Genomic DNA, 25,769 nt, shown 5'->3' with positions numbered 1-25,769 from the left:
TGTTTAGGTAATAGTTTGATCGTCAAATTATAATAAGGTCGAACTATTACGTAAGCAAGACTTATGGAGGCAATATGAAAACACGTATCACTGAACTATTAAATATTAAATATCCTATCTTCCAAGGTGGAATGGCCTGGGTGGCAGATGGCGATTTGGCTGGAGCTGTTTCAAAAGCTGGTGGTCTCGGAATCATTGGTGGAGGAAACGCACCTAAAGAAGTTGTTAAAGCTAATATCGATAAGATTAAATCTTTAACAGATAAACCTTTTGGTGTTAACATTATGCTTCTGTCTCCATTTGTAGATGATATTGTTGACCTCGTTATTGAAGAAGGGGTTAAGGTAGTCACAACTGGTGCAGGAAATCCAAGCAAATACATGGAGCGATTCCATGATGCTGGAATTACCGTTATTCCTGTAGTTCCTAGTGTTGCATTGGCGAAACGCATGGAAAAAATCGGTGCAGATGCCGTCATTGCTGAAGGTATGGAAGCCGGCGGACATATTGGTAAATTAACAACTATGACCTTGGTTCGCCAAGTTGCGGCGGCTGTTTCAATTCCTGTAATCGCTGCAGGTGGTATTGCAGACGGCGAGGGAGCTGCAGCTGGATTTATGCTTGGTGCAGAAGCTGTTCAAGTAGGAACTCGTTTTGTAGTTGCTAAAGAATCTAATGCTCATCCAAACTATAAAGCTAAGATTTTAAAAGCCCGTGATATTGATACAACGATTTCAGCACAACATTTTGGACACGCAGTTCGTGCCATCAAAAACCAATTGACTCGTGATTTCGAGCAAGCTGAAAAAGATGCCTTTAAACAAGAAAATCCAGATTTGGAAATCTTTGAGCAAATGGGTGCGGGAGCTCTCGCTAAAGCTGTTGTCCATGGTGATGTGGATGGTGGTTCAGTGATGGCCGGTCAGATTGCAGGTTTGGTTTCTAAAGAAGAAACTGTTGAAGAAATCTTAAAAGATATCTACTACGGTGCAGCTGAAAAGATTCAATCAGAAGCTGCTCGTTGGGCAGGAGTTACAAGAAATGACTAAAACAGCCTTTCTATTTGCAGGTCAAGGAGCTCAATACCTAGGAATGGGTCGCGAGCTCTATGACCAATATGCTATCGTCAAGGAAACAATCGATCAAGCTAGCCAAGTCTTGGGTTATGATCTCCGTGATTTGATTGACAATGATGAAGCAAAGTTAAATCAGACTCGTTACACACAACCAGCTATTTTGGCTACTTCAGTTGCGATTTACCGACTTCTAGAGGAAAAAGGTTACCAGCCTGATATGGTGGCAGGTTTGTCACTTGGAGAATATTCAGCCCTTGTAGCTAGTGGCGCTTTGAATTTTGAGGATGCAGTGGCACTAGTTGCTAAACGTGGAGCTTATATGGAAGAAGCGGCACCTGCTGGGTCTGGTAAAATGGTAGCCGTACTCAATACTCCAGTTGAAGTTATTGAACAAGCTTGTCAAGATGCTTCTCAATTTGGCGTTGTGACTCCAGCTAACTACAATACTCCAAGCCAGATTGTTATCGGTGGTGAGGTAGCTGCAGTAGATTGTGCAGTTGAACTTTTGCAGGAAGCGGGAGCAAAACGCTTGATTCCTCTAAATGTTTCTGGACCTTTCCATACAGCTTTATTGGAGCCTGCAAGTCAAAAATTAGCACAAGCCCTGACAGCAGTTGAATTTTCTGATTTTGCTTGTCCTCTTGTTGGAAATACAGAAGCAAAGGTCATGGAAAAAGAACGAATTGCTGAACTATTGACTCGTCAAGTTAAGGAACCTGTTCGTTTTTATGAGAGCATTGCAGTCATGCAAGAAGCGGGAGTCACTCGTTTTATCGAGATTGGCCCTGGAAAAGTCTTGTCAGGATTCGTCAAAAAGATTGATAAAACTGCTCAACTTGCAAATGTTGAAGATCAAGCAAGTTTACAAGCACTCTTAGAAAATTAGACCAAAATAGTAGAAGTTCTGAAAGGAGAAAAATGAAACTAGAACAGAAAAATGTCTTTATTACAGGCTCAAGTCGAGGAATTGGTCTCGCCATTGCTCACAAATTTGCTAGCTTGGGAGCCAACGTTGTCTTGAATAGTCGTGGTGAAATCTCCGAGGAGCTTCTAGACGAATTTAAACCTTACGGGGTGAAGGTTCTTGCTATTTCTGGTGACGTCTCAGACTTCACAGATGCAAAACATATGGTAGACCAAGCCATTGAAGAACTAGGCTCAGTTGACGTCCTAGTGAATAACGCTGGGATCACTCAAGACACCCTCATGCTGAAGATGACAGAAGAAGATTTTGAGAAGGTCTTGAAAGTCAATCTAACGGGAGCCTTCAATATGACGCAAGCAGTCTTAAAGCAGATGATAAAAGCACGTGAAGGTGCCATTATCAACATGTCGAGTGTCGTTGGTTTGATGGGAAATATCGGTCAAGCGAACTACGCTGCTTCTAAGGCTGGTCTAATTGGATTTACCAAATCAGTAGCTCGTGAGGTAGCCAATCGCAATGTGCGTGTCAATGCCATTGCACCAGGAATGATCAAATCTGATATGACTGCAGTTCTATCTGATAAGGTAAAAGATGCTATGTTGGCACAAATTCCGATGAAACAATTTGGCCAAGCTGAGCAAGTCGCAGAGGTCACAGCCTTTCTTGCAAGTCAAGATTATCTAACGGGACAAGTCATTGCAATTGATGGTGGACTAACCATGCAATAAGAGTTAAAATAGAGGTATGAAAATGAAACTAAATCGAGTAGTAGTAACAGGTTATGGATTAACATCTCCAATCGGGAACACACCAGAAGAATTTTGGAACAATCTAAAAGATGGAAACATTGGAATTGGTGAAATCACTAAGTTTGATCACAGCGCTTTTGATGTTCATAATGCAGCAGAAATTAACGATTTTCCGTTTGACAAATACTTTGTAAAAAAGGATACCAATCGTTTCGATGATTATTCTTTATATGCCTTGTATGCAGCTCAAGAAGCGGTGAACAATGCAAATCTTGACGTAGAAGCGCTTGATAAAGATCGCTTTGGTGTCATTGTTGCATCAGGTATCGGTGGAATCAGAGAAATCGAAGATCAAGTCCTTCGACTTCACGAAAAAGGACCAAAACGTGTAAAACCATTGACACTTCCAAAAGCCTTGCCAAATATGGCAGCAGGAAATGTTGCTATGCGCTTTGGTGCAAATGGTATCTGTAAATCTATCAATACAGCTTGTGCTTCATCAAATGATGCTATTGGAGATGCCTTCCGTTCTATTAAGTTTGGTTTCCAAGATATCATGTTGGTTGGTGGTTCAGAATCATCTATTACTCCATTTGCGATTGCAGGTTTCCAAGCCTTAACAGCTCTTTCAACAACAGAAGATCCAACTCGTGCTTCTATTCCATTTGACAAAGACCGTAATGGATTTGTCATGGGTGAAGGATCAGGTATGTTGGTTCTTGAAAGCTTAGAGCACGCAGAAAAACGTGGAGCAACTATCCTTGCCGAAGTTGTTGGTTATGGTAACACTTGTGATGCTTACCACATGACTTCACCACATCCAGAAGGTCAAGGGGCTATTAAAGCTATCAAACTTGCCTTGGATGAAGCTGAGATTACACCAGACCAAGTAGCCTATGTCAATGCCCACGGTACATCAACTCCAGCTAATGAAAAAGGAGAAAGTGGAGCGATTGTAGCGGTTCTTGGTAAGGAAGTACCTGTATCTTCAACCAAGTCATTTACAGGACACTTGCTCGGTGCAGCAGGTGCAGTTGAAGCCATTGCAACAATTGAAGCAATTCGTAACAACTATGTTCCAATGACAGCTGGAACAACAGAATTATCAGACTACATTGAAGCAAACGTAATTTATGGACAAGGAGTGGAACGTGAAATTCCTTATGCTATCTCAAATACCTTTGGATTTGGTGGACATAATGCAGTTCTTGCTTTCAAACGTTGGGAGAATAAGTAAAGATGAATTTAAATGAAATCAAAGACTTGATGGCACAATTTGACCAGTCAAGCTTGAAAGAATTTTCTTATAAAAATGGAACGGATGAGTTGGTCTTCAGTAAGAATGAAGCAAAACTTGTTGCAGAAACAAGTCCAATACCTCAACCTGTGGTTCCAGCAACTACACCTACAGTTGCACCACAAGTTCCAACTACAACACCAGCTGCAGAAGCAGCTTCAGAATCAAGTGTTACTGAGTCTGTAGCTGAAGGAGACCTTGTAGAAAGTCCACTTGTCGGAGTTGCTTATTTGGCTGCCGGACCTGATAAACCTAATTTTGTTTCAGTTGGTGATACTGTTAAAAAAGGCCAAACCTTGGTCATCATCGAAGCTATGAAGGTCATGAACGAAATTCCAGCACCTAAAGATGGTGTCGTAACAGAAATTCTTGTTGCCAATGAAGAAATGGTTGAGTTCGGGAAAGGCTTGGTACGTATCAAATGATTGATATTCAAGGAATTAAAGAAGCTTTGCCCCACCGCTATCCGATGCTCTTAGTGGATCGTGTCTTGGAAGTCAGTGAAGATACAATCGTTGCTATTAAAAATGTAACGATTAATGAACCTTTCTTCAACGGACACTTTCTAGCCTATCCTGTAATGCCAGGTGTCTTGATCATGGAAGCTTTGGCACAAACAGCAGGTGTCTTGGAATTATCAAAACCTGAAAACAAAGGGAAGCTTGTTTTCTATGCTGGTATGGACAAAGTGAAATTTAAGAAACAAGTTGTTCCTGGTGATCAGCTTGTCATGACAGCAACTTTTGTCAAGCGTCGTGGCACCATCGCCGTAGTAGAAGCGAAGGCAGAAGTAGATGGTAAGCTTGCAGCAAGCGGTACTCTAACCTTTGCTATTGGAAACTAGGGAGGTTTTCCATGTTTCGTAAGATTTTAATTGCCAATCGTGGTGAAATCGCTGTTCGTATTATTCGTGCGGCACGAGAATTAGGAATTGCAACAGTTGCTGTTTATTCAACTGCTGACAAGGAAGCTCTCCACACGCTTTTGGCTGATGAGGCTATCTGTATCGGCCCTGGGAAGGCTACAGAATCTTATCTGAACATCAATGCCATCCTATCAGCTGCGGTATTGACTGAAGCTGAAGCTATTCACCCTGGATTTGGTTTCTTAAGTGAAAATTCCAAATTTGCAACTATGTGTGAAGAAGTTGGGATCAAATTTATCGGACCATCAGCTCGCGTCATGGATGTCATGGGAGATAAAATTAACGCCCGTGCTCAAATGATTAAGGCAAACGTGCCTGTCATTCCAGGATCAGATGGAGAGGTCCATACAGCAGAAGAGGCTCTTGCTATTGCTGAAAAAATTGGTTATCCAGTTATGCTGAAAGCTTCAGCTGGAGGTGGTGGAAAAGGGATTCGTAAGGTTGAAAAAGCAGAAGATCTCGTGTCAGCCTTTGAAACAGCCTCTAGTGAAGCCAAAGCCAACTTTGGTAATGGAGCTATGTACCTTGAGCGTGTGATTTATCCTGCTCGCCATATTGAAGTACAGATTCTTGCTGACCAAATGGGACATGTTATTCACCTTGGTGAGCGTGACTGTTCGCTTCAACGGAATAACCAAAAGGTTTTAGAAGAAAGTCCTTCGATTGCTATTGGAAAAACCCTTCGTAATGAAATTGGTGCTGCGGCAGTTCGTGCAGCGGAGTCTGTAGGCTACGAAAATGCTGGTACCATTGAATTCCTACTAGATGAAGCAAGTGGCAAATTCTACTTTATGGAGATGAATACGCGTGTCCAAGTGGAACACCCGGTAACCGAATTTGTTTCAGGTGTAGATATTGTCAAGGAACAAATCCGTATCGCAGCGGGTCAACCATTGACTTTGAAACAAGAAGACATTGTTCTAAAAGGACATGCCATTGAGTGCCGTATCAATGCAGAAAACCCAGCCTTTAATTTTGCACCAAGCCCAGGGAAGATTACCAATCTTTATCTACCAAGTGGTGGTGTGGGCTTGCGTGTTGACTCTGCAGTTTATCCTGGTTATAGCATTCCGCCATACTATGATAGTATGATTGCTAAAATTATTGTTCATGGTGAAAATCGTTTTGATGCACTCATGAAAATGCAACGAGCTCTTTATGAACTCGAAATTGAAGGGGTTGTCACCAATGCTGATTTTCAGCTCGATTTGATTTCTGATCGTCGAGTGATAGCAGGAGACTACGATACTTCATTCTTGATGGAAACTTTCTTACCACACTATCAAGAAAAAGAATAATATAAAAAGAGTATGAGACTGAAAAGGGGGATGTATGGCTCTATTTAGTAAAAAAGATAAATATATACGAATTAATCCCAATCGTTCACTTAGAGAAAAGCCCCAAGCTAAACCTGAGGTTCCAGACGAACTCTTCTCAAAATGTCCAGGTTGTAAACACACCATTTACCAAAAAGATCTAGGGAGTGAGCGTATTTGTCCTCACTGTGGCTATACCTTCCGTATCTCAGCTCAAGAGCGTCTTTCTTTGACCATCGATATGGGAAGCTTCTTAGAGATGTTTACTGGGATTGAGACGCAGGATCCATTGGAATTTCCAGGCTACCAGAAAAAATTAGCCTCTATGCGTGAAAAAACAGGGCTTGATGAGGCTGTTGTTACAGGAACTGCTTTGATTAAGGGTGAAAAAGTTGCTCTCGGAATCATGGATTCCAACTTTATCATGGCATCTATGGGAACAGTAGTTGGTGAAAAAATCACTCGTTTGTTTGAATACGCGACAGCTGAAAAATTACCAGTCGTCTTGTTTACAGCATCTGGTGGAGCACGTATGCAAGAAGGAATCATGAGTTTGATGCAGATGGCTAAAATCTCTGCAGCAGTTAAACGTCATTCCAATGCAGGTCTCTTTTATCTGACTATCCTAACAGATCCAACAACCGGAGGTGTTACAGCTTCCTTTGCCATGGAAGGTGATATTATCTTGGCAGAGCCTCAAAGTTTGGTAGGATTTGCTGGACGTCGTGTCATTGAAAATACCGTAAGGGAAGATTTGCCAGAGGATTTCCAGAAGGCAGAGTTTTTGTTAGAACATGGCTTTGTGGATGCGATTGTTAAACGGAGAGAATTGCCAGATATGATTGCACGATTAGTAAGGTTACATAAGGGGGATTGTTGATGAATATTGCAAAAATCGTCAGAGAAGCACGTGAACAAACCCGCTTAACTGCCTTGGACTTTGCGACAGGAATTTTTGATGAATTTGTTGAATTGCATGGAGATCGTTCCTTCCGAGATGATGGTGCTGTTATTGGTGGTATCGGTTGGTTGGGAAACCAAGCAGTAACTGTTGTTGGAATCCAAAAAGGTAAAAGTTTACAAGACAATCTTAACCGTAACTTTGGTCAACCTCATCCAGAAGGCTATCGAAAAGCTCTTCGTTTGATGAAACAGGCTGAAAAATTTGGTCGTCCTATTGTCACTTTTATCAACACTGCGGGTGCCTATCCTGGTGTAGGAGCAGAGGAGCGTGGTCAAGGTGAAGCCATTGCTCGTAACCTCATGGAGATGAGCGATCTTAAGGTACCAATTATTGCCATTATTATTGGTGAAGGTGGTTCTGGTGGAGCTCTTGCTCTTGCAGTAGCTGACCGTGTCTGGATGTTAGAGAACTCTATCTATGCAGTTCTCAGTCCTGAAGGTTTTGCTTCTATCCTTTGGAAGGATGGCAGTCGTGCCATGGAAGCTGCAGAGTTGATGAAGATTACTTCTTTTGAATTGCTAGATATGAAAATTGTTGATAAGGTTATCTCTGAGGTAGGTCTATCAAGCAAAGATTTAATCAAGCAAGTCAAAGAACAACTTCAGGAAAAACTCAATGAACTTGGGAAACTTCCATTAGATCAACTCATTGAGGAACGTTACCAACGCTTTAGAAAATACTAAGAAATACAAAAAAAGCTAGACTTATATTTAGTTCTAGCTTTTTTGTTTGCCTGAATTCCAAATTTCGATGGAAGTTTAGTAAAAAGTGTTTGACGGAAGTCAAACACTTTTTAGAGATTTAGTTTTCTTCAGTTACAAATTGACTGAGCAGTCCGTTAATGAAACGGGCTGATTTTTGATCTGAAAAGCTTTTTGCAAGTTCAATAGCTTCATTCACAGCTACGAGTTGAGGAGTATCAAAAGAAGTAATTTCGAAGACTCCTAAACGCAATAGATTCTTTTCTACTAAGGTTAGACGGTCAATCGTCCAACCAGCCTTTAAATGCTGAGTGATTTGTTTATCTAGTTCCTCTTTTTGAGCTTGAACACCAGATACAAGATCGATTAGGAAACTAGGGAGTTTTACCTCGTCGTCTTCTCGATCATGAGTATAAGCGAAGCGACAAGCAGTTTCAATATCAGAACCATATTCAAGACTCATCAGTGCTTGGAAGGCACATTTTCTTAGTTCGCGTCTGGATTCTAATAATGGACTAGTCATTGAGGAAGTCCTCATCAAACAAATCTTTTAATGCTGGTTTTGGTGTCTTATCTGGTGCAATACCAGCAACGTGAATATTCACAGCATTGAGTTCAACATCAGCCATATTACGAACGGCATCTTTTACAGCTTTTTGAATAGCCATTGCAACCTTAGGAACCTTGACACCATACTCAAGATAGAGATAGATATCAGCTGTTAGCTCTTCTTCAGATTCTTTTAGATAGACACCACGGCCGAGTGAAAGTTTTGAAAGGGTGTCAGATACTGATTTGTTTGAAAAAGAGTGGACACCATCAACTTTAGCTGTAGCGATAGCAATGATTTTTTCAAGTACACGTGGGGCGATAACGATTTCGCCTAATTGTTCTTCAATTCCCATAGAATGACCTCTTTCTAGAGATTAGGCACGAGAAACGTAAGTTCCTTCTGCAGTGTTGATAACGAGTTTTTGTCCTGCTTCGATGAAGTCTGGAACGTTAACGACAAGTCCAGTTTCCATTGTAGCTGGTTTACCAGAACCGGTAACAGTAGCACCTTTAATAGATGGTTGAGTTTCAGCAACTGTCAATTCAACAGTTGTAGGAACTGTTACACCGATGACTTCAGTTCCGTAAAATTGAATTTTAACTTCAGAATTTTCAAGGATGTAAAGCAATTCGTTTTCAACATTTACAACAGGAATTTCGTATTGGTCGTAAGTTTCAGTGTTCATGAAGTAAGCTGTTTCATCCATTTTGTACAAGTATTGTGCTGGTACAGTTTCGATAATCGCTTGTTCAAATTTTTCCTCTGGGCGGTAGCTAGTTTCAAATGTTGAACCAGTACGGACATCACGCAATTTCATACGCATGATAGTGTTTCCTTTACCTGGTTTGTGGTGGCTAGCTTCCAAAACGCGGATCAATTTTCCGTCAGCTGTTTCAAAGGTCATACCAGCCTTTAATTTACTTGCTTCAATCATGTTTATACCTCTTTTATAAATAGTTTACTCTTTATTGTATCATAATAGCCTAGAATTCTCAAATATCAGAGAAGATGACCTAGTTGACGGGTACAATATCCCCATTTTCATTTCTGGTTACCAAGACATATTTACCATCTACTTCGATGTAGAAGTTTTTATTAGTTGGTTTTTCTTGACTAGTAGTTTCTTCTGCAGGAGTTGTTACTTCTTGAGTTGTAGATTCTTGAACAGGAGTTGTTACTTCTGGATTAGTAGTTTCTACTGAGTTAGCGGGTTGTTCAGGGATAACAGTTTCTACTGGGCTAGCAACTTGCTCAGGACTTGCAGTTTGGGCCGGAGTAAATGCTTGGTTTGGATCAGCAGGTTGTACTGGGGGAACAGTTTGATTTGGACTAACAGGTTGAGCTTGTTGGTTTAATTGACCACCAAGTGTTTGTCCTAGGTTCATACCCATAATCATGTTCATACCATTGCCATTACCTTCGTTATTGGCTGCCGCAATGAGAGCTTCGTTACGAGCACGACGTTCTTCAATTTCGATGGTATTGTATTTCATAGCAACGAGTTCACTGTCAAGTTTTCGAACAAGTTCCAAGCTTTCTTGGTCGTAGCTCAAATCCTCAAGAAGGATATTGGTTGCTTCAATACCGTAAAGTCCTGTCCATACCTTGTTGACTTCTTGTTTAGCGATTTCATTGAAGGTATCCTGATTAGCATTTAGGCTATAGATATCAACTCGGTACTCATTAGTAAATTTGGAAATTGCGATAGCAATTTTAGGAGAGATATTTTGTCGAAGAGTTCCTTGAGCAATATCTTGGAGTGTAAATGGTTTATGTTCTTCAATTTGTTGACTGATCGAGCTAACGTAGAAAAGGACTGGATCAGAAATCTTGATATCAAACAAACCATAGAAACGGATGTTGAGCAATTGTTGGTAACGTTCACTGAAGTATTCTACAGCGTTTTGGGTACCAAATTTATTACCCGCAATCGGTTGGATACGGACAAAGATGATTTCTTGTTGAGTTACGACTTGACCAGCGAATGAGAAGCGGTGCTTGAAGTTTTCCCAAGTGCCCTTAATTCCGCCTTTTTCTAGAAGCCAAGCGTTGTCGCCAGAGCGCCATTCATGGCTACCAGCTTCTAAAACATCACCAAGGAAAGTACCGTTATTTACAAGGATAGCAACATACCCTTGTGGCACAATTACGACAGAGCCATCTGTTAAAAGTCCTGTATGTTGATTACTTTGTCTAGAAACTCCGTCAGGGTCTTTTGTAAGAAGAGTTCCCTTAACAGCTAATGCATCTGATGATACGTGGTCTGGAAGCACAACGGCTTCCTTAAATTTACTGTCATTAAGACTATTAATTCCAGCAGATTTGGCAACATCAACAACTCCCTTAATTTGCTCTTTGGCCATACGAATAAATCCCATAATTTCCTCCTAATTATATAATTCGTCTTCATCCACAACGTCATAGGTGTCAAGAACCCATTGGTTTGGACTACGGGTGATATCAGATCCGCAATAGTCACATTTGCTGATTGCTGATATTTTCAGTGGAGCGCCACAGTTTGGACAGCGGTCGCTAACGGCTTCATCTTGAACAGAACTTTCAGTTTGACTGCCATGTTTACGGATGAAGTTCATTTGATAAACTGTAAATAGATCTTTTTGAGGGTCTCCCTCAATAACCTTACGAGTCTTATCTTCGATGACATAATCTCTCAAGGTAGATGATAAGATAACAACTAAAGTATCGTTTCCATCTGGATTACTATTGAAATCTTTGATTCTAACATTTTCAACACAAACTCGTTCTAAGACATTGGTTGTTTGGGATTGGATATGTTCTTCTAGTTGAGAACTGTGTTGAGAATAGAGACTGGCGCTTTCAAGAGAACGCACCAAGTTCCAATCTTTCTTAGTCCAGGCTGCCTGTAACTGGATGTAGACTTCTTTAACCCATGAAGTGAAAGCAGAGGCATCAAAGTTTGGATCGTAATATCTGAGTCGGTCGATAGCTTGGTTATTATTTTCAACTCTACGATGGCTAATTGGCTCTGGTTCGTAGCTAGTAGTAGGTCTTCTATAAGGTGTTTCAGATGGAGTGTTCTGATCGTTAAGGTACTTGATGAGCATGAAGAGTAGGAAAGCCCCGACACCAAACATGATAAGAATAGTCATCCCGGTACCTAAAGATCCACCTGAACTTGAGTAACTACCGCCAGAACGATAGCTGCTTCTAGAAGAAGAGCTACCACTTGAACGACTAGAACTACTACTTCGTGAACTACTGCGGCTAGCACTACTACTTCGTGAACTGCTGCGGCTAGAACTACCACTTCGAGAATGTCCAACACCCGCATCGATTGATTGAAGAGGTGTCACAAAGAGAAGAAGCAAGAAGGTAGCGATAAGAGTATATAACTTTTTCATATGTCTCCTAACTATGTGAATACAGAGTGCAAGGCAGCAAGCTAGAATTTTATATCAGCTTGTGACAGTTATACTTAAATTATTCGATTAATCATTTTTCAACTTCGCCAATTCTTGGGCAAGTAGTTTGAGGGCTACTTGTGGGTTGGCTTGTCCTTTAGTTGCTTTCATGAGGAAACCAGTAAAGGCCTTGTCTGCATTCCGTTTGCCTGACTTGAAGTCTGCGACAGCAGCTTCGTTATCGGCAAAGACTTGATGGATGATTGGAATCAAGATATCTGGATCTGAAATTTGAACTAAACCGGCTTTTTCAACGTATTCACGAGCACTGCCACCATTTTTAGCAAGGTGGACAAAGACTTTCTTGGCAATCTTAGATGAAATAGTGCCGTCTTCGATGATAGCGATCATTTCTACCAAGTTTTCTGGAGTTAACTCGATTTCTTCAAGTGTCTTACCTTCAGCGTTCAAGAACTGAGCGACTTCACCTTGGAGCCAGTTAGAGACTTGCTTAGCGTCACCGCCAAGGGCAACAGCATTCTCAAAGAAGTCAGAAGTGACTTTATTGGCAGTCAATTGGCTAGCATCGTAGTCTGATAGACCAAGGTCAGATACGTAGCGAGCGCGGCGTTCTTTTGGAAATTCTGGCAACTCAGTGCGCATTTCATCAATCCACTCATCTGAGATTTCAAAGAGTGGTAAATCTGGTTCTGGGAAGTAGCGGTAGTCTGCAGCACCTTCTTTAACACGCATGAGGATAGTTGCTTTGTTCGCTTCATCGTATCGACGTGTTTCTTGGCGAATTTGACCACCAGAGCGAAGAATTTCAGCCTGACGTTGCACTTCGTATTCAAGACCCTTGCGGACATTTGAGAAGGAGTTGAGGTTTTTCAACTCAGTCTTGGTACCGAATTTCTCTTGACCAAAAGGACGAAGGGAGATGTTGGCATCCACACGCATTGACCCTTCCTCCATCTTAACGTCAGAGATACCAGCGTATTGGATCACTTCCTTGAGGGCTGTTAGATAAGCGTAGGCCTCTTCAGGAGAACGCATGTCCGCTTCAGATACAATCTCAATCAATGGCACTCCTTGGCGGTTGAGGTCGACATAAGAGAAACCATCTGTTCCGTGGGTATTCTTACCAGCATCTTCTTCCAAGTGGGCACGTTCGATACCGATTTTCTTAGTTGTACCGTCCTCAAGTTCTACTTCAATCCAACCGTTGTAACCGATTGGCTCATCAAATTGAGAAATTTGGTAGGCTTTTGGATTATCAGGGTAGAAATAGTTCTTGCGGTCAAAGTGCATCTTTTTGTGGATATCCATGTTGAGGGCAAGAGCGGCCTTGATACCGGCATCAACAACACCTTTATTGAGAACAGGTAGTACCCCAGGGAAAGACCAGTCAATCACGTTGGTGTTGGCATTTTGGTCATTTCCAAAGTGGGCAGAAGTAGGTGAGAAGATTTTTGAATTGGTGTTGAGCTCTACGTGGACTTCAAGTCCAATGACTGTTTCAAAGTTCATTAGTTATCACCTCCAAAAATCACGGGTTGTTGTTTGTGGTAATCTGTTGTTGCTTCAAAGGCAGCAGCAGCTTGGTAAATGGTCTCTTCAGAGTATTTTGGACCAATCAATTGCAAACCTACTGGTAGACCTTGAGCAAATCCTGCAGGAATTGAAATCCCTGGGAGACCTGCCAAGTTGACTGGAATGGTCAAGAGGTCCGCCAAGTACATGGCAACTGGATCGTGGTTGAGCGAATCCAAGTCAAAGGCCACACTTGGAGCTGTTGGACCAAGGATGAGGTCATAATCTGCAAATACTTTTTCGAAATCTTGGATAATAAGGGTACGAACTTGACCAGCTTTCTTGTAGTAGGCATCGTAGTAACCTGATGAAAGACTGAAAGTACCAAGCATGATCCGACGTTTTACTTCGTCACCGAATCCTTGGCTACGAGTGTTCACATAGATATCATCCAAGTTCTTAGCATCTTCAGCACGGAAACCATAGCGGATACCGTCAAATCGTTGCAAGTTTGATGATGCTTCTGATGAAGCGATGATGTAGTATACAGCAACCCCATATTTTGAGTGTGGAAGGCTAACTTCTTCTACAACTGCACCTAGTTTTTCAAAGTGTTTGGCTGCGTTAAGGATGGTTTCTTTGACTTCTGGATCAATCCCTTCACCAAGGTATTCCTTAGGAAGGGCAATCTTCATTCCCTTGATGTCTTGGCCGATTTTTGAAGTAAAGTCAGCAATGCGGACAGGAGCAGAAGTAGAGTCTTTGGCATCTTCGCTAGCAATCGCATTGAGCAATAGGGCATTTTCCTTAACGGTTGGAGCAAAAGGACCAATCTGGTCTAGTGAGCTACCAAAGGCAATCAGACCAAAACGTGAAACTGTTCCGTAGGTTGGTTTGAGACCAACGATCCCGTTAAAGGCAGCCGGTTGGCGGATAGAACCACCAGTATCAGACCCAAGTGACAAGCGGACTTGTCCTGAAGCTACAGAAGCAGCAGAACCGCTAGATGAACCACCGGGAACCTTGCTGTGGTCCCAAGCATTTTTAGTTGCACCGTAGTATGATGTTTCACCAGAACCACCCATGGCAAACTCGTCCATATTAGTTTTTCCGACAACAATCATGCCCTTAGATTTTGCATTGGCAACTGCTGTTGCATCAAAGATTGGCTCGTAGTTATAAAGCATTTTTGACGCTGCAGTTGTCAGAATGCCGTCTGTAGAGATATTATCCTTAACAGCTAGTGGAATTCCTGAAAGGACATTGTCAGCATCGATTCCAGCCTCGTCAATAGCTTTAGCTTGAGCAAGGGCTTGGTCTTCAGCAATCGTAACGAAGGCATTGATTGTCTTTTCACGCGCTTTGATATCTTCAAGAGTCGCTTGGGTTAGTTCCGTTGCAGAAATTTCCTTAGAGACAAGGAGGTTGTGCAACTCTTCAATCGTTTTATTGTTAAAAGTCATTAGGCATCTCCTCCGTCATCTAGGATAGCTGGTACCTTGATATAGTAGTTTTCTTTTTCAGGTACATTTTTAAACAAGCGGTTACGGTCAGTTCCTTTTTCAGCAACATCCGGTCGCAATACGGTCTTACGATCAGCCATGGTAGTCGTTGGTTCAACACCAGTTGTATCAACTTCACTGAGCAACTCAACCATATCAACAATTTTAGACAAGGTTGTCGCAAACTCAGCTGTTTCATTTTCAGTGAATTTTAATTTAGAAAGATTGGCAACGTGAGTCACCTCTTCTTGCGTAATTTTCATCTTTTATCCTTTCGTGAAATGATGATTCTTTATCTGTTCTATTTTACCATATTTTCCTATAAATAAGGCAAGTCAAACTGAAAAGAAATAGAAATTGAAAAATACTTTTTAATTCGATATAATTGAGGAAACTAGAAGAAAGAACAACAGTCGTACTTAGTTGGTAAAAAGAATGTATCAGTAACCCAACTAGAACACGTTAAGGATGGCACATGAAGCTTTGGGAGTTACTTTTTACCAGTAAAAAGACAGTCCCTCCTCATTTGGGAGCATTCTACTTTTTACTACCTACTTCTTTGGTAATCATAGCTTTTTTATCGATTCGCTATGCAAGCTCAAAACGTTACCGAGAATTTTGGTATTGGGGACAATTGATTCAGTTGCTCATTATCAACGCTTGGTATATTGCTGCACGCCTGCCCCTATCTGAGGCTCTCCCTTTTTACCATAGTCGCATGGCTATGTGGATTATTCTTTTTGCCCCTAATAAGACCTTTTTCAAGCAATATTTTGCCTTAGTGGGAGTTTTTGGTTCTATCATGGCCTTGGTTTATCCAGTCTTTTATCCTTTTCCCTTCCCTCATGTTTCGTCTGTGAACAATGTTTTCGGACATTGGGCCCTCTTGGCTAACTGCTTGATTTATCTTGTTAGATATTATAAAGTTGAAAAAGGGGATACTTGGAAAATATGCCAGATGACTTTTGGGCTCAATGCCATTATCTTTCTAGCCAACCTCTTGACAGGAGGAAATTATGGCTTTATGAGTAACCCCCCTGTGATTGGGGATCATGGCGCTTTGGTTAACTATCTCATAGTGACCAGTATGATGACAGGAGTTGTCATCCTCATCAATCAACTTGTTAAATACAAACATAAGAAAAGTTAATGTACAACTGAATTCGTTGACTTAGGGAGATTTTATGCATCATTTTATTACAAGAACCCAAACAACACCACCTCCCATTTCCATTTTTTGGTATGGAGTCATGATAGGCCTTCTTGCTTTGTCTATTTATGCTTCTCTTACTTACTACAAAAATCCAAAATTTGTTCGATTGTTTAAGTGGATTCAATTAGCGCAACTGCTAGCTCTTTATACTTGGTATATTGGTTTTAGCATTCCATTTTCAAATAGTCTGCCTCTTTACCATTGTCGTTTAGCTATGTTCGCGGTTGTCTTCCTACCAGACAGATGGAAAACTAAGCAGTATTTTGCCCTTATGGGAGCTAGTGGAGCAGTATTTGCCTTGGGCTACCCTGTTTTCGACCCCTATGATTTTCCGCATATTACCAGCTTTTCTTTCTTGATTGGTCATTATGCACTTTTGGTTAATTCCTTGGTTTATCTCATGAACCACTATGATAAGACCCTCCTTAAAAAGTATCGCATTATTGCCTATACTTTCATTCTCAACCTTTTCCTAGTTGGAGTTAATCATGTAACTGGTGGGAATTACGGGCTCTTGAATACAACACCGTTTATTCCAGATGCCCCTATTTGGATCAAGTATCTTTTGGTTTCGATCATTCTTTCTTCAGCCTTGGTGCTCTTTGATATTTTGTTTAAGAAACGCTGGCAAAAGAAAATGGCTTTAGAATCAACTCTTTCATGAAACCATAGTAAGTAAAAAACGATACAGATTCGATTGTAAAATATAAATTGAGATATCTATTATTTAAAAGCAAGTCTACTATGTAGACCTGCTTTTTCTGATATCAGCGATTGAAAAACTCCCTAAAATCCGATATAATGGAGTGTTGAAAGGAATTTAAGAGTCCAATGTAACAAAGAGTGATTATCTATTGAAATCATTGAAAATAAAAAGAAAAAAGAAAGAGAAGTTATGAGTATTCAAGAAGAAATTAAAAAACGCCGTACCTTTGCCATCATCTCCCACCCGGACGCGGGGAAAACGACGATTACTGAGCAATTGCTCTACTTTGGGGGAGAGATTCGAGAAGCTGGTACCGTAAAAGGGAAGAAAACAGGAAACTTTGCTAAGTCAGACTGGATGGATATCGAGAAACAACGTGGGATTTCGGTAACCTCATCTGTCATGCAGTTTGACTATGATGGCAAGCGCGTAAATATCCTAGATACCCCAGGGCACGAGGACTTTTCAGAAGATACCTACCGTACCTTGATGGCGGTAGATGCTGCGGTCATGGTGGTGGACTCTGCCAAGGGTATTGAGGCCCAGACCAAGAAATTGTTTGAGGTTGTCAAACACCGTGGTATTCCAGTCTTCACTTTTATGAATAAGCTGGACCGTGACGGTCGAGAGCCGCTGGACCTCTTGCAAGAATTGGAAGAAGTGTTGGGCATTGCAAGTTATCCAATGAACTGGCCAATCGGGATGGGGAAAGCCTTTGAAGGACTCTATGACCTTTATAACCAACGCTTGGAACTCTACAAAGGGGATGAACGCTTTGCCAGTCTAGAAGATGGAGACAAGCTCTTTGCTAGCAACCCATTCTACGAACAAGTGAAAGAGGATATCGAACTCTTGCAAGAAGCTGGAAATGAATTTTCAGAAGAAGCTATTTTAGCTGGTGGATTAACTCCAGTATTCTTCGGTTCAGCTCTTACTAACTTTGGGGTACAGACTTTCCTTGAGACTTTCCTCAAATTTGCTCCGGAGCCACATGGCCACAAGAAGACAGACGGTGAACTTGTCGATCCTTATGATAAGGATTTCTCAGGCTTTGTCTTTAAAATCCAAGCCAACATGGATCCTCGTCACCGTGACCGCATCGCCTTTGTCCGTATCGTCTCTGGTGAATTCGAGCGTGGTATGAGTGTTAATCTCCCTCGTACCGGTAAGGGAGCTAAACTCTCTAATGTTACTCAGTTTATGGCGGAAAGTCGAGAGAATGTCACTAATGCCGTAGCAGGAGATATCATCGGGGTTTACGATACTGGTACTTATCAGGTGGGAGATACTTTGACAGTTGGCAAAAACAAATTCGAATTTGAACCACTGCCAACCTTTACCCCTGAAATCTTCATGAAGGTATCTGCTAAGAACGTCATGAAGCAAAAATCCTTCCACAAGGGAATCGAGCAATTAGTACAAGAAGGAGCTATTCAGCTCTATACCAACTACCAAACAGGTGAATACATGCTAGGTGCCGTTGGTCAATTGCAGTTTGAAGTCTTCAAGCACCGGATGGAAAATGAGTACAATGCAGAAGTGGTTATGAGTCCAATGGGTAAAAAGACCGTTCGCTGGATCAAACCAGAAGACTTAGATGAGCGCATGTCTTCAAGTCGAAATATCTTGGCGAAGGATCGCTTTGACCAGCCTGTCTTCCTCTTTGAAAACGACTTTGCCCTCCGCTGGTTTGCGGACAAGTATCCAGATGTGGAGTTGGAAGAAAAAATGTGATTCAGTATCAACAATTGGAACTAAAGTTCCTAATTGTTGGACGCTAGCCGCTATTTTGCGGTTTAGCTAACTGCCTTACTAACTCGTCGGCGAAAAATAATCGTTTTCGCCTCTTCGTGTCGTAACATTTAGGAGTGGTCTAGCTGACTACCTCATCAAATCCGTGTCGAAACCTCTCACACTTAATTCGTATTTCGGTTTTAAATAGACAAAAAAGACTAGAAATTAAATAGATTTCTAGTCTTTTTATTAGCAGTGGAACTTCCATTTATTGAAAAGCATCTATACCAACAACCTTGATAAGAATTGTCAGAAGGATAAGCATGAGAATGCTCATTCCATTAATTACTAAATGTAGGAAAATAGACATTTCTAGACGTTTGGTGCGATATGCAGTCCAAGTTAGGACGGCGGACATCCAACCATAGATTAAGAAAGAAGGTAGGTTTGTTGGGATATGGGCCATTGTAAAGAGGAGCCAACCAAAAACGTAACCAATTTTTTCATATCCTTCAAAGAGTTTAGTAGGTATAATACCACGGCAGATAATTTCCTCGCAAACAGGAGCTACCAAGACAACTACGAAAAAGCTTGAAATGATGGAAGTTTCTGACATGAGGCTATTAATAGTTTCTTGATTTGAAGTAGTAGTTTGATTCAGAAGTCTTAGCCAAATTCCACCAACCATATTTACAGCGATAATGGCTGCATAGCTGAGTGCGATTCGAGGGGCATCATTAATGCTAAAGAGTTTCGATTTTAGATTTAAGAGTTTGCTTTTGTGAGCACCATATAAAAAGAGTGTAACAACAGTAGTAGAGACAATTCCTACTATTAAAGATGCCCAAATAGATTCTAGTTGAGTTCTTTGTAGCAATACCCAAGTCAAAATAGGAACTTGAGATAGGAACATTGCTACAAAAAAGATTCCTAACCAAAGCAGTCTTTTACGATAATCTTTAAAAAAATTCATTCATATATCTCCTAAAAAATTTATTTCATTATAGCATACTTTGGATAGGAATTCTATAAACTACCAAAACATGAGTGTAGAGACAATTAGTAAGATATTTCGTATTAAATGACTGTAGAAGGATAAATCGTGTCTTAATTTTTGGGGGAATAAAAAGCTGAGGAAGCTAACTCCTAATAGGACATAAAAGCTGACAGAAAGGATAGTTATAGGATTATGCAGAAAAAATAAACTAAAGATCATTAGGCTAATTAGTTTTCTTGTCTTATTATGAGTTGGTAAGTTCTTCCATTTCTTGAGCGGTAAAAAAGTTGCAATATCTACTCCAAGTAAGAAAAAGAAAGAGATAAGCATCAAATCCACAACTTCTTTTTGAAGCAGAGTGCCACTGTTAGGATTATCAAATAGGATAAGGCTGACTCCCGCTACATTAATGACAATCATAGTGCTATATAATAAAAAGAAAGAACGGCTGCGATTTCGTAGCTGACTATTGACAGGATCATGGCCCGAAAGATAGTGGATAAAAGTACACATAGCAGCTAATGCCAGTAAGAATAGCAACAAGTAAAAGTATGATTGTTTTAGAGTTAGAGAAATTCCAGACCAAAATACACAGCTGCAGAGTCCAAGATATGCTACGGATCCCAATAAGAGAAGCTGGATTGATTTTCTAATTTTTTCCATAAATAAACCCCTACGTTTTTTAAACATTATAACGAAATGGATTCACAAAATATCAACTTTTTCCCAAGTGTTAGTTTTTGACTCTCAACTGTTTTTTTTAATCAGACCCAGCAAAAAACACATCCCTCGATTTTTGAAGGATGTGCTATTTGATCATAAAATTCTAACGTTTAGACCAGGTTCGCTTCATAAAGAGTAATATGATAGGATAAATTTCAAGACGTCCTGCAATCATTGCAAAGGATAGGAGGAGTTTTGAAAATGGACTAAATATTGAGAAACTTGAAGTCGTTCCTAAAATTGGACCGATATTGTTAAAACAACTGAAAACAGCACTCGTAACAACCATTAAATTGTTAGTATCTAAACTGACGATGAAGATCAGACTGAGTAGAATCATGATGTAAACTACAAAATACTTCAAAATCTTGTGTTGGGTATCCTTGTCGATGACCGTTTTATTAACATGAAGAGTTAAGACACGGTGAGGGGATATAGTAGACAAGAATTGGTTTTTTGCAATTTTAGCGAGGATGACTCCACGGATAACCTTGAGACCCCCAGCAGTAGATCCAGCAGAACCACCAATTGCCATTAACATTAGTAAGATGTATTGAGAAAACAAAGGCCAGTTCGTGATGTCTCCATAACCAAAACCAGTAGTGGTAATGATATTAGAAACTTGGAAGAAGGCCATCTCAAAACTTTGTGAAACGCCACTATAAAGGTGCAGTGTGTTGAGTGTGATTAAGCCGGTAGATATAGCAACAATCAAGAGATAAGCTCGAAGTTCCTCATCGAAAAAGAATTCCTTAAATCGACGAAGCATGAGATAGTAGTAGAGGTTGAAATTGACACCGAACATCAAAACCCCAATACTTGTCAAATAAGTGATGAGAGAACTATGATAGTGGGCAATACCATCGTTATAAACAGTGAATCCCCCAGTTCCAGCTGTTCCCATAGCGATAACAAAACTATCGTAGAGAGGCATCCCTGCAATGTAATAAATAACTACAAAGAGGGCGAACATGGCTAAGTAGAGGATGTAGAGGATTTGGGCTGTATTTTTTAATTTTGATACAACCTTACCAAATACTGGTCCAGGAACCTCAGCCTTCATAACCTCTAAGTGACTGTTTTTTGCATTGTCCATAATAGCGAGGGCGAAAACCAGCACCCCCATCCCTCCAATGAGGTGGGTAAAACTCCGCCAAAATAGAAGTGAACGGCTTAAGACCGATACGTCATTTAGGATGGTTGCACCCGTTGTTGTGAAACCAGAACTAACTTCGAAGAAGGCATCTATCATATTGGGGATTTGTCCTGAAAAGACAAAGGGAAGGGCGCCAAAGAAAGACCAGAGAATCCAACATAGAGCAACGATCAAGACCCCTTCTTTTGCATAAATTCGTTGTTTTTTTGGCTTTTTAATGATGCCTAGAAGACCCAGGACGACAAGAATACCAATGGTAGAGAAAAGTGCTGTAAACACTTGGCTAGATTCTCGATAGTAAAGAGCGATACTGACTGGTACCAAGAGAAGGGCAGCCTCGATTAAGAGTAGCTTTGCAAGAAGAAAGCGTACCATACTTCTATTCATAGCTTACCTCTCTAACAAATCATAAATCTTGGTGATGTTTGATAGCAAAGTGATAACCACAAGCTTATCACCGACTTGAAGTGTGTCTTCTCCAGTTGGGAAGATTGTTTTTCCGTTCCGGATAATGGCGGCAATCAAGACATCTTTTTTGAGCTTCAGTTGAGACAAGGGTTTGCCTGTCATCTTGTTTGCTTCCTTAATTAAGAACTGAAGGGTTTCTATCTGGCCATTTGCAAGGTGGTGCATAGCTTGAAGGTCAGAATATTGTGCATTTACACGACCATGGATAAAGTGCATGATAGTGTCAACAGCGATTGTCTTAGGCGTGATGATGCTTGAGAAATCCGTCGCGTGGATAATTTCCAAGAGATTAGTACGGTTAACTTTGGTAATGTTTTTTTGAACGCCAATACTATCCAAGAACATAGATGTAATGATGTTTTCCTCGTCGACTCCAGTCAGAGTGGCAACAGCATCGTAGTTCTGAGCACTTTCTTCTAAGAGTGTGTCTTTAGTTGTTCCATCCCCTTGAACGATATAAAGTTTAGGGAATTTTTCACTAAAGAAGGTAGCTCTTTCTTGGTTGACCTCGATTACTTTTGTGTCGATTCGACTGTCTTTTAAAATACCTAGTAGGTAGTATGCAATCTTACCAGCCCCAATGATAAGCAAGCTCTTAACAACTCTGGACTTGAGATAATTGTGGAAGAGCATCATATCGACACGATGTCCTGTTACAAAGATGCGGTCTTTATCTTCTAAAACAACATCTCCGCTAGGAATCATCAGTTTATGATCACGTTCGATGGCACAGACGATAACATTATCGAACTTTTTACGAAAATCAGCAATGGACATCTGACAAATATTGCTATCTTCTCGAACGACGAATTCCATCAGGCTAACCAAGCCACCCACGAAACGTTCAACGGATAGAGCGTTCGGGAAGTCAATGATATTTGCAATGGCACGAGCAGCTAGGAGTTCTGGATTGACAATGAGTGAAAATCCGAGAATATTTTTTTCTTTAAAGTAAGGATTAGAATATTCAGGATTACGAACACGAACGATGGTTTCTTTGGCTCCCATTTTTTTAGCGAGAACGGCTGAAACCATGTTAACTTCATCATACTGTGTCATGGCGATGAAAATATCGCAGTCTTGAACATTGGCTGCCTCTAACATAGCAAAGTCAGCACCGTTTCCTGCGATACCGATAATATCAAAGCGACTTGTCATGTAATTTAAAACAGTTTCGTTCTGTTCAATCAAGACAACGTCATGGTTGTCAGCAACAAGTGAACGACAAAGGGCAGAACCGACTTTTCCCCCTCCGACAAGAATAATTTTCATAGTTAAATAACCTACTTTTTCATTATGTCTCTATCATACCTTTTTTTTGTAAAAATTGCACTAAACAACCGATTGATTTCCTCTTATGAGGAATCGGATTAACATCCAAAGTTAAATAAATATTCTATTAAGGAAGAGTACATATTGACCAAATTTTTAACACAAGCTAAATCCATGATAAAAGTGGCTCAGTGGAGCTTGTAGAACTTTTGTAAATATGTTTGCAAAAAAATGAAAAAATCAAGACATTTCTATTGACAATCAGGCTGAAAGTGATATACTAGAAAAGTAGTTTCGCTGATTTACTTCAAACCTGTTGTGAGGTAAGTTAACGATACCTTAACCACGCTGTTTGCTGAGCTTGACTCCGGGCAGTGTGGCTATTTTTTTGCACTAGTGAGAGGAAGCATGGCATGGTTAATCATATTGTATTGTTTGAACCACAAATTCCACAAAATACGGGAAATATTGCACGTACCTGTGCAGCGACGAATGCGCCCCTTCATATTATCAAACCGATGGGCTTTCCTATTGACGATCGTAAAATGAAGCGAGCTGGGCTGGACTATTGGGACAAACTTGATATTTATTTCTATGATAGTCTAGATGAATTTATGGGAAAAATGAATGGACAACTCTACTTGATTTCCAAGTTTGCAGAAAAGGTCTATTCAGATGCTGATTTTACTATTGAAGGAAATCATTATTTTCTCTTTGGTCGTGAAGATAAGGGCTTGCCTGAGGCATTTATGCGTGAACATCCTGAAAAAGCTCTCAGAATTCCTATGAATGATGAACATGTTCGTAGTCTCAATGTTTCGAATACTGTTTGTATGATCGTATACGAAGCTCTACGTCAACAGAATTTTGCTGGTTTGGACTTGGTTCATATCTATGAGACGGACAAGTTGAAATAATCATGAAAGCGAATACTTAATGCTTGCACTTGCAAGCATTTTTTGTTATGATAAAAGGGTCTTCAGGGCTGGGTGTAATTCCCGACCGGCGGTGACTTTTACTAGGAAATGTTCTTTTCCTTTTATACTTTGTTGCCAAGCTTTGCCTAACCAAAAGTTATGCCTACAGCTTGTCGCCTAGTCTAAAAGAAAAATTTCCATTTCCCTACTCTAAAAGAAGTCCGCGAGCGCGAGCTGATGTGGTGAGATTCCACAACCGACAGTATAGTCTGGATGGGAGAAGACGAAAGAATGATTTTATCTATTCCACTTAAATATATAGGAAGTTCTTTTGGTGTTTTTGACCAATAGATTGTTTTTGATATAGTTGAGTTGATAGATAGAGTGGGACTTTCCAACTTCTTCTGATTTTATAGAAAATTGGAGGAACCTGTTATGACAAACACACGTCGACTTTCGACCATTGCAATTTTATCAGCACTTTCATTTGTGTTGATGTACTTTGACTTTCCACTCTTGCCTGCGGCGTCCTTTTTGAGGATTGAGTTCAGCATCTTACCGGTTTTGGTAGGGTTAATAGTACTCGATTTACCTGCAGCTTTTGTGATAATTTTACTCCGTTCCTTGCTTAAGTTAATTTTAAACAATCAAGGAGTCAGCACCTATATTGGTTTGCCGATGAATATTGTGGCTTTAGGAGTTTTTGTTCTTGCATTTGGTTTGATTTGGAAAAAAGATCGGACGCCAATTCGTTTTGCTCTAGCTTCTCTTGCTGGTACGATTGGTTTGACCTTGGCTATGCTAGTTCTTAACTATGTTTATGCTGTCCCATTATATGCTAAATTTGCTAATTTTGATATTGAGAAAATTCTAGGACTAAGCAACTATCTGTTGACAATGGTTTTACCTTTTAACTTAATTGAAGGTGTTATCTTTGCACTAGCATTTTGGTTGATTTATGTCTTCTTAAAGGTAACTTTAAAACGTTATGAAAGATAAACAAACATATTTAACAAAGGGCTTTTTTGCCCTTTTACTATTTGTAATTCTGGGTTATGTCGTTAAGTTTTATCCAGAGCAACTGGTAGCATTGGACTCCTCGGTTCAAACAGCTATTCGAGGTGATTTACCCGAGACCTTAACTTTGATTTTTCGTGGAATTACACGTCTGATTGATTTACCTATTGTCATTAGTTGGGCTATTATTTTGATTGCTATCTTTTACCTGAAAAAGTGGAAAACTGAGAGCCTATTGGTAGCTGGGAATCTTGGTCTGGCTGGTATTTTAATTGTGTCTTTAAAACACCTCTATCAACGTCCACGACCAGATATTTTACACTTAGTGGAGGAGAAAGGATTTTCTTTCCCAAGTGGGCATTCACTGGCGGTGACTTTACTCATCGGTTCCTTGATCATTATCCTAGGTCAGAGAGTGAAAAACACTACTACAAAGCTAGCTTTACAAGGACTACTAGGACTTTACCTAGTTAGTGTTCTTGTCTCTAGAGTATATCTTGGTGTCCACTACCCATCAGATGTTCTAGCAAGCCTGAGTCTAGGTCTAGGAATCTTGTTTATTGAATTTCCATTTTATGACAAACTCCGTTTTCAATGGCGCTTTACAGGCAAGCAGAAGTAGGCATTAATCCTTTGTGAGGA

27 protein-coding genes and 1 riboswitch are annotated in these 25,769 nt (G+C 40.4%); of the genes, 15 read left to right on the top strand and 12 right to left on the bottom strand.

Annotated elements, in window-relative coordinates; all coding sequences use genetic code 11:
• Positions 1-74 precede the first annotated feature (74 nt).
• The 9 genes from fabK to ACTO1Y_RS04805 are packed head-to-tail and all read left to right on the top strand — an operon-like array spanning position 75 to position 7,935.
• Positions 75-1,049: an enoyl-[acyl-carrier-protein] reductase FabK gene (gene fabK / locus ACTO1Y_RS04845; RefSeq protein ID WP_006150194.1), complete on the top strand. Its 975-nt coding sequence runs from the start codon at positions 75-77 to the stop codon at positions 1,047-1,049.
• Positions 1,042-1,962, top strand: coding sequence for an ACP S-malonyltransferase (fabD, locus tag ACTO1Y_RS04840; protein ID WP_006150173.1), 921 nt, complete (start codon positions 1,042-1,044; stop codon positions 1,960-1,962). Before fabK ends, fabD begins: the two co-directional genes overlap by 8 nt.
• Positions 1,963-1,994: 32 nt before the next feature.
• Entirely contained in the window at positions 1,995-2,729 is a 735-nt protein-coding gene (gene fabG, locus ACTO1Y_RS04835; RefSeq protein WP_006150279.1) for a 3-oxoacyl-[acyl-carrier-protein] reductase, read from the top strand.
• Positions 2,730-2,751: 22 nt separating this feature from the next.
• Positions 2,752-3,987 carry a beta-ketoacyl-ACP synthase II gene (gene fabF, locus ACTO1Y_RS04830; protein WP_006150427.1) on the top strand — a complete coding sequence of 412 codons (1,236 nt, stop codon included), beginning with the start codon at positions 2,752-2,754 and terminating at the stop codon, positions 3,985-3,987.
• A gap of 2 nt (positions 3,988-3,989) precedes the next feature.
• On the top strand, positions 3,990-4,472 hold the full coding sequence (gene accB, locus ACTO1Y_RS04825; protein ID WP_006150115.1) for an acetyl-CoA carboxylase biotin carboxyl carrier protein: 483 nt from the start codon (positions 3,990-3,992) through the stop codon (positions 4,470-4,472).
• Entirely contained in the window at positions 4,469-4,891 is a 423-nt protein-coding gene (fabZ, locus tag ACTO1Y_RS04820) for a 3-hydroxyacyl-ACP dehydratase FabZ (protein ID WP_006150183.1), read from the top strand. The genes accB and fabZ overlap by 4 nt, the downstream gene beginning before the upstream one ends.
• A gap of 11 nt (positions 4,892-4,902) precedes the next feature.
• Positions 4,903-6,270 carry an acetyl-CoA carboxylase biotin carboxylase subunit gene (gene accC, locus ACTO1Y_RS04815; RefSeq protein ID WP_441348536.1) on the top strand — a complete coding sequence of 456 codons (1,368 nt, stop codon included), beginning with the start codon at positions 4,903-4,905 and terminating at the stop codon, positions 6,268-6,270.
• 34 nt (positions 6,271-6,304) lie between these two features.
• Positions 6,305-7,168, top strand: a complete 864-nt coding sequence (gene accD, locus ACTO1Y_RS04810; protein ID WP_006150078.1) for an acetyl-CoA carboxylase, carboxyltransferase subunit beta — start codon at positions 6,305-6,307, stop codon at positions 7,166-7,168.
• Positions 7,168-7,935 carry an acetyl-CoA carboxylase carboxyl transferase subunit alpha gene (locus ACTO1Y_RS04805; protein WP_006150350.1) on the top strand — a complete coding sequence of 256 codons (768 nt, stop codon included), beginning with the start codon at positions 7,168-7,170 and terminating at the stop codon, positions 7,933-7,935. The genes accD and ACTO1Y_RS04805 overlap by 1 nt, the downstream gene beginning before the upstream one ends.
• A 118-nt stretch (positions 7,936-8,053) precedes the next feature.
• Here ACTO1Y_RS04805 and nusB read toward each other — a convergent pair whose 3' ends face one another.
• The 8 genes from nusB to gatC form a co-directional block, all read right to left on the bottom strand.
• Positions 8,054-8,476: a transcription antitermination factor NusB gene (nusB, locus tag ACTO1Y_RS04800; protein ID WP_006150319.1), complete on the bottom strand. Its 423-nt coding sequence runs from the start codon at positions 8,474-8,476 to the stop codon at positions 8,054-8,056.
• Positions 8,469-8,858: an Asp23/Gls24 family envelope stress response protein gene (locus ACTO1Y_RS04795; protein ID WP_006150382.1), complete on the bottom strand. Its 390-nt coding sequence runs from the start codon at positions 8,856-8,858 to the stop codon at positions 8,469-8,471. The genes nusB and ACTO1Y_RS04795 overlap by 8 nt, the downstream gene beginning before the upstream one ends.
• Positions 8,859-8,879: 21 nt before the next feature.
• Positions 8,880-9,440: an elongation factor P gene (efp, locus tag ACTO1Y_RS04790; RefSeq protein ID WP_006150235.1), complete on the bottom strand. Its 561-nt coding sequence runs from the start codon at positions 9,438-9,440 to the stop codon at positions 8,880-8,882.
• A gap of 79 nt (positions 9,441-9,519) precedes the next feature.
• Positions 9,520-10,884, bottom strand: coding sequence for an SPFH domain-containing protein (locus ACTO1Y_RS04785; protein WP_441348535.1), 1,365 nt, complete (start codon positions 10,882-10,884; stop codon positions 9,520-9,522).
• A 9-nt stretch (positions 10,885-10,893) separates the two neighbouring features.
• Positions 10,894-11,889, bottom strand: coding sequence for a TIM44-like domain-containing protein (locus tag ACTO1Y_RS04780; RefSeq protein ID WP_441348534.1), 996 nt, complete (start codon positions 11,887-11,889; stop codon positions 10,894-10,896).
• Between the two features lie 87 nt (positions 11,890-11,976).
• Entirely contained in the window at positions 11,977-13,419 is a 1,443-nt protein-coding gene (gene gatB, locus ACTO1Y_RS04775; RefSeq protein ID WP_441348533.1) for an Asp-tRNA(Asn)/Glu-tRNA(Gln) amidotransferase subunit GatB, read from the bottom strand.
• Positions 13,419-14,885, bottom strand: coding sequence for an Asp-tRNA(Asn)/Glu-tRNA(Gln) amidotransferase subunit GatA (gene gatA / locus ACTO1Y_RS04770; protein WP_441348532.1), 1,467 nt, complete (start codon positions 14,883-14,885; stop codon positions 13,419-13,421). Before gatA ends, gatB begins: the two co-directional genes overlap by 1 nt.
• On the bottom strand, positions 14,885-15,187 hold the full coding sequence (gatC, locus tag ACTO1Y_RS04765) for an Asp-tRNA(Asn)/Glu-tRNA(Gln) amidotransferase subunit GatC (protein ID WP_441348531.1): 303 nt from the start codon (positions 15,185-15,187) through the stop codon (positions 14,885-14,887). Before gatC ends, gatA begins: the two co-directional genes overlap by 1 nt.
• Before the next feature lie 212 nt (positions 15,188-15,399).
• Here gatC and ACTO1Y_RS04760 point away from each other — a divergent pair, with 212 nt between their 5' ends.
• The 3 genes from ACTO1Y_RS04760 to ACTO1Y_RS04750 all read left to right on the top strand — a co-directional run bounded on the left by ACTO1Y_RS04760 (position 15,400) and on the right by ACTO1Y_RS04750 (position 18,577).
• Positions 15,400-16,074 carry a YwaF family protein gene (locus ACTO1Y_RS04760; RefSeq protein ID WP_441348530.1) on the top strand — a complete coding sequence of 225 codons (675 nt, stop codon included), beginning with the start codon at positions 15,400-15,402 and terminating at the stop codon, positions 16,072-16,074.
• A 34-nt stretch (positions 16,075-16,108) separates the two neighbouring features.
• Positions 16,109-16,801: a YwaF family protein gene (locus tag ACTO1Y_RS04755; RefSeq protein ID WP_254726503.1), complete on the top strand. Its 693-nt coding sequence runs from the start codon at positions 16,109-16,111 to the stop codon at positions 16,799-16,801.
• Between the two features lie 231 nt (positions 16,802-17,032).
• Positions 17,033-18,577 (top strand): peptide chain release factor 3, encoded by a 1,545-nt coding sequence (locus ACTO1Y_RS04750; RefSeq protein WP_254726500.1) that lies wholly within the window; start codon positions 17,033-17,035, stop codon positions 18,575-18,577.
• A gap of 268 nt (positions 18,578-18,845) precedes the next feature.
• Here the strand turns inward: ACTO1Y_RS04750 and ACTO1Y_RS04745 are convergent, their stop codons facing one another.
• The 4 genes from ACTO1Y_RS04745 to trkA all read right to left on the bottom strand — a co-directional run bounded on the left by ACTO1Y_RS04745 (position 18,846) and on the right by trkA (position 23,193).
• The gene (locus ACTO1Y_RS04745) at positions 18,846-19,550 is read right to left on the bottom strand and encodes a CPBP family intramembrane glutamic endopeptidase (RefSeq protein WP_006150425.1); all 705 of its coding nucleotides are present in this window, start codon (positions 19,548-19,550) and stop codon (positions 18,846-18,848) included.
• A 60-nt stretch (positions 19,551-19,610) separates the two neighbouring features.
• On the bottom strand, positions 19,611-20,237 hold the full coding sequence (locus tag ACTO1Y_RS04740; RefSeq protein WP_441348529.1) for a hypothetical protein: 627 nt from the start codon (positions 20,235-20,237) through the stop codon (positions 19,611-19,613).
• Between the two features lie 163 nt (positions 20,238-20,400).
• Positions 20,401-21,840, bottom strand: coding sequence for a TrkH family potassium uptake protein (locus tag ACTO1Y_RS04735; protein WP_006150084.1), 1,440 nt, complete (start codon positions 21,838-21,840; stop codon positions 20,401-20,403).
• Positions 21,841-21,843: 3 nt separating this feature from the next.
• Complete coding sequence (trkA, locus tag ACTO1Y_RS04730; RefSeq protein ID WP_441348528.1) at positions 21,844-23,193, bottom strand: Trk system potassium transporter TrkA; 1,350 nt, start codon at positions 23,191-23,193, stop codon at positions 21,844-21,846.
• A 413-nt stretch (positions 23,194-23,606) separates the two neighbouring features.
• Here trkA and ACTO1Y_RS04725 point away from each other — a divergent pair, with 413 nt between their 5' ends.
• The 3 genes from ACTO1Y_RS04725 to ACTO1Y_RS04715 all read left to right on the top strand — a co-directional run bounded on the left by ACTO1Y_RS04725 (position 23,607) and on the right by ACTO1Y_RS04715 (position 25,749).
• The gene (locus ACTO1Y_RS04725; protein WP_006150349.1) at positions 23,607-24,110 is read left to right on the top strand and encodes a tRNA (cytidine(34)-2'-O)-methyltransferase; all 504 of its coding nucleotides are present in this window, start codon (positions 23,607-23,609) and stop codon (positions 24,108-24,110) included.
• Between the two features lie 54 nt (positions 24,111-24,164).
• Positions 24,165-24,399, top strand: a riboswitch (FMN riboswitch).
• A gap of 146 nt (positions 24,400-24,545) precedes the next feature.
• Positions 24,546-25,109 carry an ECF transporter S component gene (locus tag ACTO1Y_RS04720; protein ID WP_441348527.1) on the top strand — a complete coding sequence of 188 codons (564 nt, stop codon included), beginning with the start codon at positions 24,546-24,548 and terminating at the stop codon, positions 25,107-25,109.
• Entirely contained in the window at positions 25,099-25,749 is a 651-nt protein-coding gene (locus ACTO1Y_RS04715) for a phosphatase PAP2 family protein (protein WP_441348526.1), read from the top strand. The genes ACTO1Y_RS04720 and ACTO1Y_RS04715 overlap by 11 nt, the downstream gene beginning before the upstream one ends.
• Positions 25,750-25,769 lie beyond the last annotated feature (20 nt).

Origin of the sequence: Streptococcus sp. V728 (assembly GCF_052077995.1) — a bacterium.
GTDB lineage: Bacteria > Bacillota > Bacilli > Lactobacillales > Streptococcaceae > Streptococcus > Streptococcus infantis_B.
The sequence above is the reverse complement of the archived record's forward strand: the minus strand, read 5'-3'. Positions and strand labels throughout refer to the sequence as shown.

Excerpts from the sequence above, each read along its gene's own strand:
- fabK (WP_006150194.1), top strand. The coding sequence starts at position 75 with ATGAAAACACGTATCACTGAACTATTAAATATTAAATATCCTATCTTC.
- fabD (WP_006150173.1), top strand. The coding sequence starts at position 1,042 with ATGACTAAAACAGCCTTTCTATTTGCAGGTCAAGGAGCTCAATACCTA.
- fabG (WP_006150279.1), top strand. The coding sequence starts at position 1,995 with ATGAAACTAGAACAGAAAAATGTCTTTATTACAGGCTCAAGTCGAGGA.
- fabF (WP_006150427.1), top strand. The coding sequence starts at position 2,752 with ATGAAACTAAATCGAGTAGTAGTAACAGGTTATGGATTAACATCTCCA.
- accB (WP_006150115.1), top strand. The coding sequence starts at position 3,990 with ATGAATTTAAATGAAATCAAAGACTTGATGGCACAATTTGACCAGTCA.
- fabZ (WP_006150183.1), top strand. The coding sequence starts at position 4,469 with ATGATTGATATTCAAGGAATTAAAGAAGCTTTGCCCCACCGCTATCCG.
- accC (WP_441348536.1), top strand. The coding sequence starts at position 4,903 with ATGTTTCGTAAGATTTTAATTGCCAATCGTGGTGAAATCGCTGTTCGT.
- accD (WP_006150078.1), top strand. The coding sequence starts at position 6,305 with ATGGCTCTATTTAGTAAAAAAGATAAATATATACGAATTAATCCCAAT.
- ACTO1Y_RS04805 (WP_006150350.1), top strand. The coding sequence starts at position 7,168 with ATGAATATTGCAAAAATCGTCAGAGAAGCACGTGAACAAACCCGCTTA.
- nusB (WP_006150319.1), bottom strand. The coding sequence starts at position 8,476 with ATGACTAGTCCATTATTAGAATCCAGACGCGAACTAAGAAAATGTGCC.
- ACTO1Y_RS04795 (WP_006150382.1), bottom strand. The coding sequence starts at position 8,858 with ATGGGAATTGAAGAACAATTAGGCGAAATCGTTATCGCCCCACGTGTA.
- efp (WP_006150235.1), bottom strand. The coding sequence starts at position 9,440 with ATGATTGAAGCAAGTAAATTAAAGGCTGGTATGACCTTTGAAACAGCT.
- ACTO1Y_RS04785 (WP_441348535.1), bottom strand. The coding sequence starts at position 10,884 with ATGGGATTTATTCGTATGGCCAAAGAGCAAATTAAGGGAGTTGTTGAT.
- ACTO1Y_RS04780 (WP_441348534.1), bottom strand. The coding sequence starts at position 11,889 with ATGAAAAAGTTATATACTCTTATCGCTACCTTCTTGCTTCTTCTCTTT.
- gatB (WP_441348533.1), bottom strand. The coding sequence starts at position 13,419 with ATGAACTTTGAAACAGTCATTGGACTTGAAGTCCACGTAGAGCTCAAC.
- gatA (WP_441348532.1), bottom strand. The coding sequence starts at position 14,885 with ATGACTTTTAACAATAAAACGATTGAAGAGTTGCACAACCTCCTTGTC.
- gatC (WP_441348531.1), bottom strand. The coding sequence starts at position 15,187 with ATGAAAATTACGCAAGAAGAGGTGACTCACGTTGCCAATCTTTCTAAA.
- ACTO1Y_RS04760 (WP_441348530.1), top strand. The coding sequence starts at position 15,400 with ATGAAGCTTTGGGAGTTACTTTTTACCAGTAAAAAGACAGTCCCTCCT.
- ACTO1Y_RS04755 (WP_254726503.1), top strand. The coding sequence starts at position 16,109 with ATGCATCATTTTATTACAAGAACCCAAACAACACCACCTCCCATTTCC.
- ACTO1Y_RS04750 (WP_254726500.1), top strand. The coding sequence starts at position 17,033 with ATGAGTATTCAAGAAGAAATTAAAAAACGCCGTACCTTTGCCATCATC.
- ACTO1Y_RS04745 (WP_006150425.1), bottom strand. The coding sequence starts at position 19,550 with ATGAATTTTTTTAAAGATTATCGTAAAAGACTGCTTTGGTTAGGAATC.
- ACTO1Y_RS04740 (WP_441348529.1), bottom strand. The coding sequence starts at position 20,237 with ATGGAAAAAATTAGAAAATCAATCCAGCTTCTCTTATTGGGATCCGTA.
- ACTO1Y_RS04735 (WP_006150084.1), bottom strand. The coding sequence starts at position 21,840 with ATGAATAGAAGTATGGTACGCTTTCTTCTTGCAAAGCTACTCTTAATC.
- trkA (WP_441348528.1), bottom strand. The coding sequence starts at position 23,193 with ATGAAAATTATTCTTGTCGGAGGGGGAAAAGTCGGTTCTGCCCTTTGT.
- ACTO1Y_RS04725 (WP_006150349.1), top strand. The coding sequence starts at position 23,607 with ATGGTTAATCATATTGTATTGTTTGAACCACAAATTCCACAAAATACG.
- ACTO1Y_RS04720 (WP_441348527.1), top strand. The coding sequence starts at position 24,546 with ATGACAAACACACGTCGACTTTCGACCATTGCAATTTTATCAGCACTT.
- ACTO1Y_RS04715 (WP_441348526.1), top strand. The coding sequence starts at position 25,099 with ATGAAAGATAAACAAACATATTTAACAAAGGGCTTTTTTGCCCTTTTA.